13 protein-coding genes are annotated in these 15,353 nt (G+C 64.6%); 7 read left to right on the top strand and 6 right to left on the bottom strand.

What is annotated here, in order from left to right:
- Window positions 1-108: 108 nt before the first annotated feature.
- The 3 genes from RH950_RS10255 to RH950_RS10245 all read right to left on the bottom strand — a co-directional run bounded on the left by RH950_RS10255 (window position 109) and on the right by RH950_RS10245 (window position 6,033).
- On the bottom strand, window positions 109-1,872 hold the full coding sequence (locus RH950_RS10255) for a flavin-containing monooxygenase (RefSeq protein WP_350056345.1): 1,764 nt from the start codon (window positions 1,870-1,872) through the stop codon (window positions 109-111).
- A 111-nt stretch (window positions 1,873-1,983) separates the two neighbouring features.
- Window positions 1,984-3,093, bottom strand: coding sequence for an NAD(P)/FAD-dependent oxidoreductase (locus RH950_RS10250; protein WP_350056344.1), 1,110 nt, complete (start codon window positions 3,091-3,093; stop codon window positions 1,984-1,986).
- Window positions 3,094-3,252: 159 nt separating this feature from the next.
- Window positions 3,253-6,033, bottom strand: coding sequence for an ATP-dependent DNA helicase (locus tag RH950_RS10245; RefSeq protein WP_350056342.1), 2,781 nt, complete (start codon window positions 6,031-6,033; stop codon window positions 3,253-3,255).
- Window positions 6,034-6,120: 87 nt separating this feature from the next.
- Between RH950_RS10245 and RH950_RS10240 the strand changes: the two genes are divergently transcribed.
- The 4 genes from RH950_RS10240 (at window position 6,121) to RH950_RS10225 (ending at window position 8,570) form a co-directional block, all read left to right on the top strand.
- Window positions 6,121-7,374, top strand: coding sequence for an adenylate/guanylate cyclase domain-containing protein (locus RH950_RS10240; protein WP_350056340.1), 1,254 nt, complete (start codon window positions 6,121-6,123; stop codon window positions 7,372-7,374).
- Window positions 7,371-7,832: an Lrp/AsnC family transcriptional regulator gene (locus tag RH950_RS10235; RefSeq protein ID WP_350056338.1), complete on the top strand. Its 462-nt coding sequence runs from the start codon at window positions 7,371-7,373 to the stop codon at window positions 7,830-7,832. Before RH950_RS10240 ends, RH950_RS10235 begins: the two co-directional genes overlap by 4 nt.
- A gap of 235 nt (window positions 7,833-8,067) precedes the next feature.
- The gene (locus RH950_RS10230; protein WP_350056336.1) at window positions 8,068-8,319 is read left to right on the top strand and encodes a type II toxin-antitoxin system Phd/YefM family antitoxin; all 252 of its coding nucleotides are present in this window, start codon (window positions 8,068-8,070) and stop codon (window positions 8,317-8,319) included.
- Window positions 8,316-8,570 (top strand): Txe/YoeB family addiction module toxin, encoded by a 255-nt coding sequence (locus RH950_RS10225; RefSeq protein WP_350056334.1) that lies wholly within the window; start codon window positions 8,316-8,318, stop codon window positions 8,568-8,570. Before RH950_RS10230 ends, RH950_RS10225 begins: the two co-directional genes overlap by 4 nt.
- A gap of 233 nt (window positions 8,571-8,803) precedes the next feature.
- Here RH950_RS10225 and RH950_RS10220 read toward each other — a convergent pair whose 3' ends face one another.
- Window positions 8,804-9,418 (bottom strand): PAS domain-containing protein, encoded by a 615-nt coding sequence (locus RH950_RS10220; protein ID WP_350056332.1) that lies wholly within the window; start codon window positions 9,416-9,418, stop codon window positions 8,804-8,806.
- Window positions 9,419-9,740: 322 nt separating this feature from the next.
- Here RH950_RS10220 and RH950_RS10215 point away from each other — a divergent pair, with 322 nt between their 5' ends.
- Together RH950_RS10215 and RH950_RS10210 are read left to right on the top strand one after the other, a co-directional pair.
- The gene (locus RH950_RS10215) at window positions 9,741-10,349 is read left to right on the top strand and encodes a LysE family translocator (RefSeq protein ID WP_350056330.1); all 609 of its coding nucleotides are present in this window, start codon (window positions 9,741-9,743) and stop codon (window positions 10,347-10,349) included.
- A gap of 50 nt (window positions 10,350-10,399) precedes the next feature.
- Window positions 10,400-11,263, top strand: a complete 864-nt coding sequence (locus tag RH950_RS10210; RefSeq protein WP_350056328.1) for a DMT family transporter — start codon at window positions 10,400-10,402, stop codon at window positions 11,261-11,263.
- Here RH950_RS10210 and RH950_RS10205 read toward each other — a convergent pair.
- The gene (locus RH950_RS10205; RefSeq protein WP_350056326.1) at window positions 11,260-12,117 is read right to left on the bottom strand and encodes a metallophosphoesterase; all 858 of its coding nucleotides are present in this window, start codon (window positions 12,115-12,117) and stop codon (window positions 11,260-11,262) included. The genes RH950_RS10210 and RH950_RS10205 overlap by 4 nt on opposite strands.
- Window positions 12,118-12,261: 144 nt before the next feature.
- On the opposite strand from RH950_RS10205, the gene RH950_RS10200 reads away from it, so the two are divergent.
- Window positions 12,262-13,656, top strand: coding sequence for an SLC13 family permease (locus RH950_RS10200; protein WP_350056324.1), 1,395 nt, complete (start codon window positions 12,262-12,264; stop codon window positions 13,654-13,656).
- Here RH950_RS10200 and leuA read toward each other — a convergent pair.
- The gene (gene leuA / locus RH950_RS10195; protein WP_350056322.1) at window positions 13,653-15,332 is read right to left on the bottom strand and encodes a 2-isopropylmalate synthase; all 1,680 of its coding nucleotides are present in this window, start codon (window positions 15,330-15,332) and stop codon (window positions 13,653-13,655) included. The genes RH950_RS10200 and leuA overlap by 4 nt on opposite strands.
- Between the last annotated feature and the right edge of the window lie 21 nt (window positions 15,333-15,353).

The raw sequence follows: 15,353 nt of genomic DNA, 5'->3' as shown, positions 1-15,353 counted from the left end.
TGAGCGCCCACATAGAATCGCCAACAGTCAGCTGCCTTTCCAAATCTCGCATTACGCGAATATAGAAAATTCTGAACTAGTTTTACACCCCGCAGAAAGAACCCGCTTTTAGGCCAACCCAACCCCCACCAGCTCTCCCTTGATCGCCCGCGCCAGGAACTTCGAATAGATCCGCGCCTGCGCGAAGCTGCCGCCGGTATACCAGAGGCCCGGCTGCGGGGTCGGTGTCCACATGTTGTTCAGCTCCTGGATCTCCGGATCGATATCCCAGACCGTGCCGACCCGGTCCGCCACCGCGTCGCCGAACAGCACCCGGGTCATGTGGTCCTGGCCCTTGTAGCCGGTGGCCAGCACGACCAGGTCGGCCTCGCGCGGTGTGCCGTCCTTCATGCGCAGGCCGCCCGCCTCGAAATGCGCGATATCCGCATTCTGGATCAGGCCGATCCGGCCTGCCGCCATCAGGTCCGAGGCGCCGACATTGAAATAGTAACCGCCGCCGCGGGTGCGGTATTTCAGCGGCCAGCCGGTGCCGCCCTCGCCGAAATCAAGCCGGAAGCCCACCTTCTCCAGACCGTCGAGCAGCGGCCTGTCGATCTCTTTCACCTTGTCGGTGATGATCTTGTGGGCAATGCGGACCACATCGAAAGGGGTGGCCATGTTGATCAGGTCCCGGTCCTCCCAGCTCGGCCCTTCGCCCCAGTAGATGCCGTCATAGAGCTGCGCGCTCGGCTCGATATTGACGATCAGGGTCGGGCTGCGCTGGACGATGGTGACGGCGGCGCCGTTCCCTTCCAGATCCTGCGCGATGTCATGGGCGCTGGTGCCGGTGCCGAAGATCGTGACCCGCTTGCCCTTCCAGTCCGCGCCGGCGGTGAACTGGCTGGAATGCAGCACCGGTCCCTTGAAGCGGTCGAGGGTCGGGATCTCCGGAATGTTCGGGGTGCCGCTGACGCTGGTCGCCATGACGATATGGCGCGGCCGCATCTCCCGCACCGATCCGTCCGCCAGCGCCATCCGGGCGATCCAGCAGCCGGCTTGTTCGTCGTATTCCGCGCTCTCGAAGGAGGTCTCGGTCCAGAAATTGATGTCCATGGCATCGACGTAGGACTCGAGCCAGTTGGCGATCCGGTCCTTCGGGATGTAGGTCGGCCAGCCCTCCGGGAAGGGCATGTAAGGCAGGTGGTTACTGTGGATGTAATTGTGCAGCTTCAGGCCGTGATAGCGCAGCCGCCAATTGTCCCCGACCCGCTTCATCCGGTCGACGACAAGCGTATCCACATCCAGCCGGTTTAGCCGCGCCGCCACCGTCAGCCCGGCATGGCCGCCGCCGACGATCAGCACCTCCGGGTCGCGGTCCGCGTAGGCCCGTTCATTCTGGCGCTTGTCCAGCCAGTTGGGGCCGTGGAAGCTTGGATTGAAGGCCGGCTCGTCCCGCTGCTCGAACAGGCGCGCTTCCTCGAAACCCTTGAGGTCTTCCAGCGCGGTCATGAAGATCCAGGCACGCGGCCGGTCGGCGGGATGTTTCAGCCGGATGAGGCCGACACCAATACCCTTATCGGTCTCGAAAGAGAGAAAGCCTTCGATGACATTGCTGCCGGCGCGCTCGACGATGCGGGGGGCGACATGGTTGTCGGCAATGGAAAAGGCACCGAGCCCTGCGCGCGCCGCTTCCGACAGGAGAGTGCCGGCGATCGCGGCATCACCCGGGATCGTGCGTTGCCGGCCGGACAGGATCAGCACGTCGCGCCAGTAGCCGTCCGGGTCGAAACAATCGGCCACGGCGCCAGCATCCGAAGCCGTCAGGGCCGCGTTCAGACCGGCAATCCAGCCCAGCAATATCCCCGTGACGTCGGGTTCCGCCATCCGGTTCATCGAGCATCCTCCCAGTCACTCTTTTCCGAAGAGTAAGAGGCACCCGGAGGGGTGTAAACGCCAATGGGACGTGATTTCACGCCTCAGAAGAGTGCATGAAACGCAAACGGGTCAGACGGCCAGCTTGCCCATCACCTCTTCGGCAATAGCCAGTGAAGATGTGAGGCCGGGTGACTCAATGCCATAAAGATTGACCAGCCCCGGCACGCCATGTTCGGCCGGCCCCTGGATCATGTAATCGACGGCGGGCTCGCCTTCCGCCTGGATTTTCGGGCGGATGCCGGCATAGGCCGGGGTCAGGCTGTCATCGGGCAGGCCGGGCCAGTATTTCCGGACTGCGGCATAGAAGCTGTCGGAGCGACGCGGATCGACGTCGTAATTGATCTCGTCGATCCACTCGACATCCGGGCCGAACCGGGCCTGGCCGCCGAGATCGAGGGTCAGGTGGACGCCGAGCCCGGCCGCTTCCGGGGCCGGGTAGATCAGGCTGCTGAAGGGCGCGGAGCAGCCGGTGAGCTGATAGTAGTTCCCCTTGCAGAAATGCTGCGCCGGGATGGCGTCCGCCGGAAAGCCCTCGATGGTGCGCATGATGCTCTGGCTGTGCAGGCCGGCGGCGACCACCACGGTCTTCGCGGTCAGGGTCATGCCGTGCAGGCCGCCGACGCGCAGCTCGATGCCGTCTTCGGTTACCCTCCCGCCCTCGACGGGGGAGAGAAAGGCGATCATGCCGCCATGCTCCTCCATGTCGCCCTGCAGGGCCAGCATGTAGGAATGGCTGTCGATAACACCGGTCGAGGGAGACCAGAGCGCGGTGACGCAGCGCAGCTCCGGCTCGCGCGCGGTCACCTCGTTGTGGGACAGGAATTCGAGATCGTGCACACCGTTCTGCTCCGCCCGCTGCTTGATCTGCTGCAGGGCCGGGATCTGGTCCTCGGAGGTGGCGACGATCAGCTTGCCGAGGCGCTTGTAGGGCACGCCGTGGCTCTCGACATAGTCATAAAGCATTGCCTTGCCGCGGACGCAGACATCGGCCTTCAGGCTGCCCGGCGGATAATAGATGCCGGCATGGATGACCTCGGAATGGCGCGAGCTGGTCTCGGAGCCGATCAGGTCATGCTGCTCCAGCACGATCACCTCGCGCCCGGCCATGGCCAGCGCCCGGGCCGCCGCCAGACCGACCACACCGGCCCCGATCACCACTGCGTCGACTGAGTCCGACACGCCTTGTTCCTCCATTTTCCCGGTCGTCATCCCGGACTTGATCCGGGACCTTTTTGATCATGAGGCGCTGCCCGTCATCGACAGAGAGAAGGACGATGCCTTTCGCCGAAAGGTCCCGGATCAAGTCCGGGAAAACAGCTTTATTGATTGATTATGGGGTTAGAACGGCACCTCGTCCGCGTCAACTGACACTGTCGGAACGGGTGCCGTCCCGAAAAAGCCACGGGTCTCCGCCACCGCCTCGGCGAGGCCGCAGCGCCGCACTTCGACCCCCTCGGGAAAGGCCCCGAGCAGCCGGGTCGGCATCATCGGGTCGAGCAGCACGAAGACGCCCCGGTCGTCCGCCCGGCGGACCAGCCGGCCGAAGGCCTGCTTCAGCTTCAGCCGGGTCAGCATGTCCGTGTAGCCGCCACCGCCGAAGGCCGCGCGGCGCGCCTTGTAGAGAATATCCGGGCGCGGCCAGGGTACCCGGTCGAAGACGATCAGGCGCAGCGAATTGCCTGGCACATCGACCCCGTCGCGGACCGCATCGGTGCCGAGCAGGCAGGCATTCTCCTCGGCCCGGAAAATGTCGATCAGGGTGGAGAGGTCGAGCCCGTCCACATGCTGGGCATAGAGCGGCAGGTCGGCCTCGTCGATGGCGCCGCCGATCCGCCGATGCACCTCGCGCAAGCGCTGGATCGCGGTAAAGAGGCCGAGTGCGCCGCCGCCCGAGGCAAGGAACAGCTCCCGATAGGCCGACGCGACCTGGGCCATGTCGTCCTTGCGCACGTCATTGACGATGAAGACCCGGGTCCGGGCCGGGTAGTCGAAGGGCGAGGCGACGGCGGCATGCACTGCCGGGGCATCCAGCCACACCGCCCCGGTCCGTTCCTCTGCCGCCTGCCAGTCGCGGAAATCGTTCCCGGTACCGTCCCGCAGGGTGGCCGAGGTCATGACCACGCCCTGGGCGGGTTTCACCACCGCCTCGGCGAAGGGCCGGCCCGGATCGATCCAGTGCCGGTGCAGGCCGAGATCCATGTCGCGCCCGTCGCTCCGGTCGATTTCCAGCCAGTCGACATATTCCGCCGGGGTCTCGTGCACCAGTGCCTTCAGCATGTCCCGCCAGGCACCCAGGGTCATCTCGCCGCGCCGCTGCAGGGAACGGGCGACCGCCTCGATGCGCAGGCGGATGGCGCTTTCCAGCTCGTCCGCATCCTCGTCCAGCCGGCTCTCCAGACGTTTCTTCAACGCCTTAAGCGGGGTCAGGATGCGGGCCAGCGCGGCGTCGAGCGCCTCGGCCGCGTCCAGCAGACCGTCCACCGGTGGATGCGTATCCGTCTGCATCGAATAGGGACTGTCCGGCTGTTCCGTGCGGGCATAGACCTGGGTCCGGACCAGGGCGAGGAAACGCTCCGTCTCGCCCCGCGTCTCGCCTTCGGCGATCCGGGTCAGCCAACCCTCTCCCGGCAGCACGCGGGCGGCATGCAGCACCTCTTCCAGCGCTTCCAGCGCCTTCTCGTCGTCCGCGATCAGATCCTCGACCCGCTTCTTCAGGCCACGGGCCCGGCCGGACCGCCGGCCCTCGGCGCCGATCAGCCAGCGCCGCAGCTCCACCGTCTCGATCGCGGTCAGATGCGCGGAGAAAGCGCTGTCGGCCGCATCGAAGACATGGTGCCCCTCGTCGAACACGTAGCGGGTCGGCAGCGCCCCGTCGTCCATGCCGCCAAGGGCCGCCTGGATCATCACCAGCGCATGGTTGGCGACAACGATCTCGGCCCGGCGCGCCCGGCGCACGGATTTCTCGATATAGCATTTGGAATAATGCGGGCAGGCGGAATAGATGCACTCACCACGCCGGTCCGCCAGCCCGACGGTCCGCCCGCGCCCGAGCAGGTCGGCCAGCCAGGCAGGGAAGTCACCGCCCTGCACATCCCCGTCCCGCGTCACCTCCGCCCAGCGCGCCATCAGACCGAGGGCGGTACCGAATTGCGGCATGGTCGGAAGCGTGTTCACCGCCTCTTCCAGATTGAGCAGGCAGAGATAATTCTCCCGCCCCTTGCGCACCACCGCCTTCAGGGCCTTGCGCACCGGGTCCGGATAAAGCCGGTCGAGCTCGCCATCAATCTGGTGCTGCAGGTTCCGGGTATAGGTGGAGACCCAGACCGCGCCCTCGTTCTTCTCCGCCCAGACACTGGCCGGCGCGATATAGCCGAGGGTCTTGCCGACGCCGGTGCCCGCTTCCGCCAGCACCACGTTCGGGCGCCGTTCCTCCTCGCGCGGCATGAAGGCGGCAGCGACGGCGGAGGCATAGTCCGCCTGGCTCGGCCGGGCCTCGGCCCCGCCGCCAAGCAGGGCGGCCAGCCGCTCCCGCGCTTCCGCGTCGCCCACCGGCTGGTTCCCGGCCGGCGGCTCCGGCGCATGCTCGGACCATTCCTCCATCCGGCGCCAGACCTGCAATCCGCTCGGCCGCACCGGACCCGGCGGCGGTAATTCCCCGGCACCCAGCGCATGCAGCACCGCATCGCCCCAGCCCCAGCCGCAATTGCGCATGGTCTCGGCAATCGGCCGGGCGCTCGGGTCCCGGTCCCTGTCGGCAAGCTCGGCCAGCAGCGCGGTGGCGGCGGCGGGCAGGATCAGGGCCTCGTCCTCGTGATCCTGCGGCGGCGCCAGCAGCAGCGCCTCGGCCAGGCCGCGCGGCGTCGGCAGGCAGAACTGGGCGGGGCGGACGAAGGCAAACAGCTCGAGCACGTCGATGGCGGCGATTCCCTCGAGCCGCAGCCGCCGGGCGATGGCCCTGGCATGGGCAACAAGGCACGGCCCGGAGCGCAGCCTCGCCGCCGCGTCCTCGTGGCCGATCTGTTCCAGGTCACCGTCCGTGCCGAGCCAGACCGCGAAACGCGGGGCGAGGACAAGGCTCGGCAATGCCGGTATACGGATCTGGCGTTCGGGGGACGTCATCCCCACCCTTTATCAAGGCCGCGCCGGGTTTGCCAGAAGTGCGTGGAGCCTGCATTCTGTGCCCGCCCGAGGCGAGGAAAGAAGATCATGTTCACGAGCCCTGCGATCCCGGATGAAAAAGCCACGGCGCTGATCCAGTGGCTGATCCATCAGGCCTGGGAAAAAGCCCCGAACGAAGCGCTTCTGGCGGCGACTGCTGAGCGGATCATTGAGGCCGGCGTGCCGCTCGACCGCTGCCGGGTGGCGATGTACACGCTGCATCCGGAAACCGGCTCGCTGATGTTCGACTGGGACCGGGCCGAGAACCAGGCACTCTCCGGACGCCGGCATGAAATCGCCTATAGCCGGGACGAGTCGGAGGAATGGAAGGCCAGCCCCCTCCGGCACATGATGGCGACCGGCACCCTGCGCCTGCGACGCCGGCTGACCGGCCCCGACGCCGCGCTGGATTTCACGGCCTTCGAGGAATTTCGAGACGAAGGCTTCACCGACTATTACGCCTGCATGTTCGGCGGCGCGGAAGCGCTGCGCCTGATCCGCGAAGGTGAACGCAGCTGCGGCGCCCTGCTGCGCTGGCTGACGCGTCATCCGGAGGGTTTCTCGGAGCATGACATTGCCTTCATCGACAGCATCGTGCCGGCCCTGACCTCGGCCATCCAGGCCCATCTCGACCAGGAGATCGCCGCCAACCTGCTGGATGCCTATGTCGGCCCGCTGGTCGGCGGCCGCATCCTGAAAGGCGAGATCCGGCGCGGCATGGCGGAAAGCCTGAACGCCGTGCTGATGATCGCCGACCTGTCCGATTTCACCAGCGTCAGCGACATCGTCTCGAAAGAGGAGATGGTCTCCGCCCTGAACCGCTATTTCGACGCCATGCTGGCGCCGGTCCACGCCGCCGGCGGGCAGGTGCTGAAATTCCTCGGTGACGGCTTTCTCGCCATCTTCCCCTTCGAGCCGGGCATGCAGACCGAAACCGCCCGCATGGCGCTGAAAGCCGCGACCGAGGCACTGGCCGCAATCGATGAGCTGGCCGAGACCGAGGCGGACCTGGAGCGCCCGGCCATGGGCCTCAATGTGGCCCTGCATCTGGGCGAGGTGATGTTCGGCAATGTCGGCTCCCGCGACCGGCTCGACTTCACGGTGATCGGCCCGGCCGTGAACGAGGCCAGCCGGATGGAGAGCCTCTGCCGTTCGCTCGGCACCGACATCATCCTGTCGGAGAGTATCGCCGGCCTGCTGCCGGACGAGACCCGGCTGCTGACCCGGATGGAATTGCGTGGTGTGAAGGGGGAGCGCGCGCTCTATGTCCCGGTTGCGGACGCGCGCAGGGCCAGCCCATGAGCGAGCCGAAACTCGATGCCATCGACCGGGCCATCCTGACCTTCATCCAGAGCCACGGCCGCGCCGCCTATGCCGATATCGGCGCCCATGCCGGCCTGTCCGTCTCCGCCGTGAACGAGCGCCTGAAGAAACTCCAGGCCGCCGGCGCCATCCGCGGCTACGGCGCCATCCTGGAGCCGGCAGCCATCGGCCTCGAGGTGCTGGCCTACGTTTCCGTGCTGATCGACTGGAGCGCCCATAACGACGCCTTCCTGGAGGCCGTCCTCGCCATGCCCGAAGTGCTGGAATGCCACCATGTCACCGGCGACTGGTCCTACCTGCTGAAAATCCGCACCCGCTCGAACGACGCGCTGGAGGACGTGATTTCGAACCGCATCAAGCTGCTGCCTGGCGTGACGAGGAGCCAGACGGTCATCGCCCTGAAATCCCCGAAGGAAAGCGCGGTCCTGCCGGTGTGAGACGGAACGGCTTCCACCCTCAACCAGCCCCCTAACCAAAACGCCGCCATTCTCGCGCACGCGGGAACCCTGGGAAGCCGGACACCGCCCTACGATCTCTGAGTCCCGGATCAGGTCCGGGATGACGATTTTGGAGAACCCGCGCCGCATATCTCGGAAATTGCCGCACAAAAACTCCAGCCCCTTGTTACGTACGTATTTTTGTACATCTTATGCACAACAAAGGAGGCGTACGATGGACGTCATGAATTATTCAGAGGCCCGCGCCCAATTCAAAAGCGTGATGGATCGCGCCATAAACGACAAACAGGAAATTGTGGTCACGCGCAAGAAGGGCGAGGCCGTTGTCGTCCTGTCCCTGGAAGCATGGAATTCCATCAACGAAACCCTGCATCTGCTTTCCAGCCCGCGCAACGCGGCTCGTTTGCGGTCCGCGGTGGCACAACTCGACGCTGTGGATGGGCAGGAGCGTGAGCTGATCGAGTGAAGCTGGTTTTTTCGGATGAGGCCTGGGAGGATTATCAGCACTGGGTCGAAACGAACCCCAAGCTCAAGGACCGCATCAACGAATTGATCAAGCAATGCACGCGCACGCCGTTTGCAGGCTCCGGCAAACCCGAACCCTTGCGTGGAGATCTCAGTGGATGGTGGTCACGCCGGATCACAAAAGAAGATCGCATGGTCTATCGGGTGACCGGGCCAGACGATGATCAAAGTCTGGAAATAGCCCAGCTCTGATTTCATTACTAATTCGGATTTTTGAGATTTTTCAACGCTCTGGAATTGGACCGGCGCACTGAATCACGCTGTGCGTCCCTCTATTTTGAAGGCGGACACGACTGAGCTGTCATGACTCGCTGAATTAAGGTGCGTGTCCCCATTACTAAGGTGCGTGTCCCCATTACTACGTGTCCCATTACTACCCAAGTGTCGTGCCCCCGGAACTCCCACCGCAACCCACCAGACTTGAATCAGTCGAATTCAGGATGCGGGATGTAGCAAATGTCGAGTCCGCTCGTCTCCAGGCCATTGCTGTGCTCAACCCATTCGCATTCGGTGTACCCGATCAGACCGCTTGGCTCTCCATCCTCCCGGTCAGACAACGGCAAAAGAATTCGCGCGCCAAGAGGAATCCGTTCAGCCGCAGCATAGACCAATCCAGACATGTAGACGATGTCGCCGTTCTCGACGAGTGGGCGCCAACGCTCGTGAACAATGGCCGCTGATTCGGGAGGCAACATCTCGTCGAGGTTAACGCCCCGCATCGAGAATCTTCCAGTGAACCGGGAAAAGATTTCTTCGACCTCATTTCCAGCGATCCGGTAGCGATATTTCTCAGTTTCGCGGTCGTAATCCACCATGAAGAATTGGGATAGAGCCCAAGGGATGTCGATCGGGTCAATATCGGTACGCCCCGGCATACTGCGCCCGTTAGTCCTCGATAACCAATATTCAGCGATCCGGCGCAGGTTGGGTTCGGCTATCAGAGAAAGATCGAAGAACTCCGCCCTCGAATAAGTGGCGATATCGTTGGGCGTGGCGCCCCGATAGGTAGCATTTCCCGTGGCCGCTGTGCTTCGCTTCATATATTCAAAGCCTCATTCTTCAGGCGCTTATTCTTCGGGCATGGGGTGACCCTCCCGAATCAATGAAAATCTAATAACATCGAAGAATGAATACCAAATTAATCGCGCTTTTCTGGCTTGAAGGCATCATGATCCGGTTGTGGCAATTGAGGCTCTGGACTTCAGGTTACGGCATAGCTCTGCTCCAAATCACTCTCTATCCAGCCCCCACTCGCGGCCATTCACTCCTACATTCATTCCCGCCATACCATTTATCGACGCGCAATCTCCCGCCAGAATACGCTCAAAAGAAGACCGGTCCGCGCCCGGGGAGGGTCGCACTATGACACCGACCATCGACAGTATCCTCGCCATGCTCGCCATGGCGCTGCCGCTGATGGGCAGTCCCGGCCCGGCCATCGTGGCGGTGACGGCGAACGGGGCCGCCTTCGGGGTCCGGGCCAGCCTGCCCTTTCTGTTCGGCATCTATGCCGGGGTCTTCACCGTGCTGTGCCTGACGGCGTCCGGCGTCGCCGGACTGCTGCTCGCCCTGCCCGGCGCCGGCCCGATCCTGGTCGGGGCCGCAGTGCTCTACATGCTCTATCTCGCCTACAAGATCGCCACCGCGCCCATACCCGGCATGGATGCCGACTCGGATGGCACCGCGCCGGGTTTTGCCTCCGGCTATACCGTCTCAATGATCAATGTGAAGGCCTACACGGTGTTTACCGCGCTCTATGCCGGGAACGTGCTGATCGAGACGGACCCGGTCATGGACATGCTGTTCAAGCTCGGCGTCCTGACCTGCGTGATGCTGTGCGTGAACGGCACCTGGCTGGTCTTCGGCGGCATCTTCGCCAGTTTCATCCGGTCGCCGAAGATCGGCCGGGCCTTCAACATCATCATGGCGATATTGCTGCTTGTCTCCGTCGCGCTTGCGGTGACGCCGTGAGTGCGGGCTAACTGGCTTCCGGCTGTTCTTCCCGCTGATCTGGATCGCGCGTGTCCCTCTTCCTGTTTTTCAGCACGGCCCTGATCTGGGCCACGGGGGCGTTTGTCACGACCCTGCAGGCCGGCATCGTGCCGATTCCGGTCTCCGTCGGCTATCGCATGACGCTGATGGCCATCGCCATGCTCGCCGTCATCCTTGCAACACGGGCTCCGCTCCGGGTGCGCCGCGCGGATGTGCCCTGGCTGGCGGTGCACGCGGCGGTCTTCTTCGCCCTGAACTTCATCTGCTTCTATAACGCCACGACCTATATCCCGAGCGGCGTGGCGGCGCTGGCCCTGTCCACATCGCCGATCTTCGCCACCATCTTCGGCTTTCTCGTCCTGCAGGAAAGGGTGCGCCCGCGCGCCATCCTCGGCATGGTGATCGGCATTGGCGGCCTCGGCGTGATCGTCGCACCGGACCTTGCCGGTCATTCCGGCGGCTCGACCTTGCTCTCCGGCATGCTCTGGGCCCTCGGCGCCTCCTTCGGCACGGCAGTCGGCACCGTGATCGGGGCCCGCAACCAGCGCGCCGGCGTGCCGACTTTCACCGCAAATTTCTGGGGGGCGCTCGGCGGCGCGGCGATCGGCTTCGGGCTCGCCCTGGCCGGCGGCCTGCCGATCGTCATCGACTGGTCGCCGCGCTATATCGGCTCCCTGCTCTATCTCGGGATCGCCGCGTCGAGTTTCGCCTTCCTGATGTTCTTCAGCCTGGTCACCCGGATCGGTCCCGGACGGGCGGCCTATATCTTCACCGTGGTGCCGGTGATCGCCCTGCTGATCTCGACATTGCTGGAAGGGGTCGAGCTGACTGCCATCATCGTCGGCGGGACGGCCATGATCCTGACCGGCAACGTGCTCGTCCTGAAGCGCTAACCGGCGCGGCGGTCCTCTTCGGCCAGGGCATCCTCGTCCCAAGCCTGCACGAATCGCATCTGACCCGAATTGATCACCAGCGCCGACAGCACGCCGGTATTCACCGCGCCCGAATCGATGCCGATCCGGTGATCGTGCACCAATGGCTCGCCATGGTTCCACTCGACCGTATGGCCGTGCACCACGGTCAGCTCGTAGGGCCAGATTTCCGGATGCAGGAACGGATCGCGGATCCAGCACAAGGTCTTCAGGGTCTGCGCATTGAGCGGCTGGCGCGGGTCGATGCCGGCATGGACGAAAAGATAGTCGTCGACCCGGTAGGAGGCCGACATGGACAGAATGAATTTCTGCACCGGTTCCGGCAGCCGGCGCCGGACCTGCATCACCATGTCCCGGGCGCCGACCAGCCGGCTGATGCCGAAACTGCGCCAGGTCGCCTCGCCGCCATTCGAGCCCCAGAACCGCAGATCGTCATCCTGCAAGGTCCCGTCGACGGCCTGCCGCAGCCAGTAATCGTGATTTCCGATGAGGCAGATATCCTCGACCGGGCGCTTTGTGAAGGCGCCGAGCCCGCCAAGCGCCAGGCCCAGCACTTCAAGGCTGTTCGGGCCGCGGTCGATGAGATCGCCAAGCAGGATCGCCGTGACCCGCTCCGGCTTCATCCGGGCGACGTCCTCGGCCAGTGCCTCGTACAGCGCGGTCAGCAGGTCGGCCCGGCCATGCACGTCGCCAATCGCCACCACCATGTGCCCGTTGCCGACCGGCCGGGGAACCTCGCGCCACTCATATCGGCGTATTTCGCATTGCGTATTCAGCGGGCTCTCCGGCATCGGTTTCGACAATATTCCGGCCATGCGGGCTGGCCGCATCATACGGCGATAGATCACCATCCTGTCCAGAATGCAAATCGCAACACCGGAATACCACACAGCAGAAGAAGACGGCGCGCCGGCATATTGGCTATGATGGGCCCGGACCACGGACAGAGCATTGATCGCATGGAAAGTTACGGCGCGCCGGTGATGCGAAAACTGCCGCTTCTGGCGGGTCTGATTCTGTTTTTCGGCATGCTGCAGATAGATCCGCCGGCGCCGTTCAGTCCGGCCGCCTGGCAGGCCATGACGGTCGCCGCCCTGATGGTGGTCTGGTGGATCGGAGAAGCCGTGCCGCTGCCGGCAACAGCCCTGCTGCCCGTCCTGCTCTTCCCCCTGCTCGGAATCTCCAGTGTGACGGACGCGGCTGCGCCATACGCGCACCCGCTCGTGTTCCTTTTCCTCGGCGGTTTCCTGCTCGGTGCCGCGATCTCCGGGTCCGGACTGCACCGCCGGCTGTCCTTCGCCATCCTGCGCCTGACCGGAGCCGGAAGCAGCCGGGTCATCGCCGGTTTCCTGCTGGCCGGCGCGCTGTCGTCAATGTGGATCAGCAATACGGCCAGCGCGGTCATGCTGCTGCCCGTCGCGCAAGCGGCACTCGGCGGCGCGCCCCCGCGCTATCACAAGGCACTTCTCCTGTCCGTGGCCTATGGCTGCTCGATCGGCGGGGCCGCATCGCTGATCGGAACGCCGCCAAACGCCATGCTCGCCGCCTATCTCGACCGGGCCCATGGCCATGCGCTCGGGTTCGGGGAATGGCTGCTGATCGGCCTGCCGGTCAGTGCCCTGCTGCTGGCGCTGGCCTGGCTGGTCCTGACCCGCCTCGCCTTCGGCAGGATCGAGGCCCTGGAGGCGGCGGCCATGCCTCTATCGCCCGGACCGATAACCGCCCGGGAGAAACGCGTGGCCATCATCCTGGCCCTGACGGCACTGGCCTGGATTTTCCGGCCCGCCCTTGCGGTCTGGTTCCCGGCACTCAGCGATACCGCGATCGCGCTCTGCGCCGGCCTCGTGCTGTTTGCCGTTCCCTCGGGTCAAGATCGCCGTCCGCTGCTGACATGGGAGGAAGCGCGCGGCATTCGCTGGGGCGTCCTGCTGCTGTTCGGGGGCGGCCTGTCGCTCGCGTCGGCCCTGACCGAAACCGGGCTCGCGGCCACGCTTGCCGCCTTCCTGTCGGACATGGCCGGAGACCTGCCCGCCACTGCCGCGACGGGCCTTTCGGTCGTCACCGTCCTGCTGGCGACGGAACTGACCAGCAATACAGCGTCGGCCGCCGCGTTCCTGCCGATCATGGCCGGGCTGGCGCAGGCGCTGGGACTGCCTCTGTTCGCCCTGCTTGCGCCGGTCACGCTGGCGGCGAGCTGCGCCTTCATGATGCCGGTGGCAACGCCGCCGAACGCCATCGTCTTCGGCGCCGGCGGGTTGCGCGTCGCGGACATGGTCCGCGCCGGGATCTGGATGAATGCCGGCGCGGCCCTGCTTCTGACCACGCTCGGCTGGGTGTTGCTGCGGCTTGCCTAGATCCGGTTGACCGCACTCATGACGGCCCGGATCGGGGCCATGGTGATCGAGGTGTCGATACCGACTCCGAACACGCTGCGGCCGTTCGCGTCCGGCACATTGAGCTCAATATAGGCCGCCGCCTCGGCCCGGGAGCCGACGGAGCGGGTATGCTCTGTATAGTCCTTGAGCCGGAAATTGAGCCCGAAATGCTGGCGCAATCCGTTCACGAAAGCCGATATCGGCCCGTTGCCCTCGGCCTCGACCACATGATCCTTGCCCTCATGCTTCACCACCGCCGTGATATGCTCGCGCTCGTTCGAGCCTTCCAGGGACCGGGACTTGAAAGAGACCAGGCTGAAAGGCGCGTCCGGCTGGTGGATGAATTCCGAGTCGAAGGTCGACCAGATGGTCTCACTGTTGATCTCCTTGCCGGTGTCATCGGTAATCTTCTGGATCGCCTGGCTGAAATGGGCCTGGGCCGCCTTCGGCAGCTTGATCGCGTGATCCTTTTCGAGCAGATAGGCGACCCCGCCTTTGCCGGACTGGCTGTTGACCCGGATGATGGCCTCGTAATCCCGGCCGATATCCTGCGGATCGATCGGCAGGTACGGGACTTCCCAATGCGGATCGTTCGCCTTGCGGATCGCCTGCATGCCCTTGTTGATGGCATCCTGGTGCGAGCCGGAAAATGCCGTGTGCACCAGCTCGCCCGCATAGGGGTGGCGGGGATGGATCGGCAGCTGGTTGCAATATTCGGCCGTCTCCATCAGGCCGTTGATGTCGGAGAAATCCAGCTCCGGATCGACGCCCTGGGTGAACAGGTTCAGCCCCAGGGTGACCAGATCCACGTTGCCGGTCCGCTCGCCATTGCCGAACAGGGTGCCTTCCACCCGGTCGGCGCCGGCCATGATCGCCATTTCCGTCGCCGCGATGCCGGTGCCCCGGTCGTTGTGCGGATGCACGGACAGAACGATCGAGTCCCGCCGGGTGAAGTTCCGGTGCATCCACTCGATCTGGTCGGCATAGATGTTCGGGGTCGACATCTCGACCGTGGACGGCAGGTTGATGATGACCGGGTTTTCCGGCGTCGGCTGCCAGACATCCATCACCGCTTCGCAGACTTCCAGCGCGTAGTCGAGCTCGGTGCCGGTGAAGCTTTCCGGTGAATATTGCAGCCGCACCCGGGTGCCGGCCTCTTCCAGCCGCGCCAGCCGGTCCTTCACCATGATCGCGCCTTCGACGGCGATCTGCTTGACGCCCGCACGGTCCTGGTTGAACACCACACGGCGCTGCAGCTCGGAGGTCGAGTTGTAAAGATGGACGATGGCGCTCTTGGCGCCCATCAGGCTTTCGATGGTCCGCTCGATCAGATGCTCACGGGCCTGGGTCAGCACCTGGATGGTGACATCGTCCGGGATCAGGCCGCCCTCGATGATCTCGCGGACAAAATTGAAATCGGTGTCGGACGCGCTCGGAAAACCAACCTCGATTTCCTTGAAACCCATCTCGACCAGCGTCTTGAACATCCGGTGCTTGCGCGCGCTGTCCATCGGATCGACCAGCGCCTGGTTGCCGTCCCGCAGGTCGACGCTGCACCAGACCGGCGCCTTGTCGATGATCTTCGAGGGCCAGATCCGGTCCGGCAGATCGACCCGGGCATAGGCACGGTATTTTTCGATCGGCATGTGGTTCATCACTTCAACTCCCTTGGGCGG

The sequence above is a fragment of the Nisaea sp. genome, assembly GCF_040217065.1.
In the GTDB taxonomy this organism is placed as follows: Bacteria; Pseudomonadota; Alphaproteobacteria; order Thalassobaculales; family Thalassobaculaceae; genus Nisaea.
This window is presented reverse-complemented; position numbering and strand designations above follow the sequence as displayed.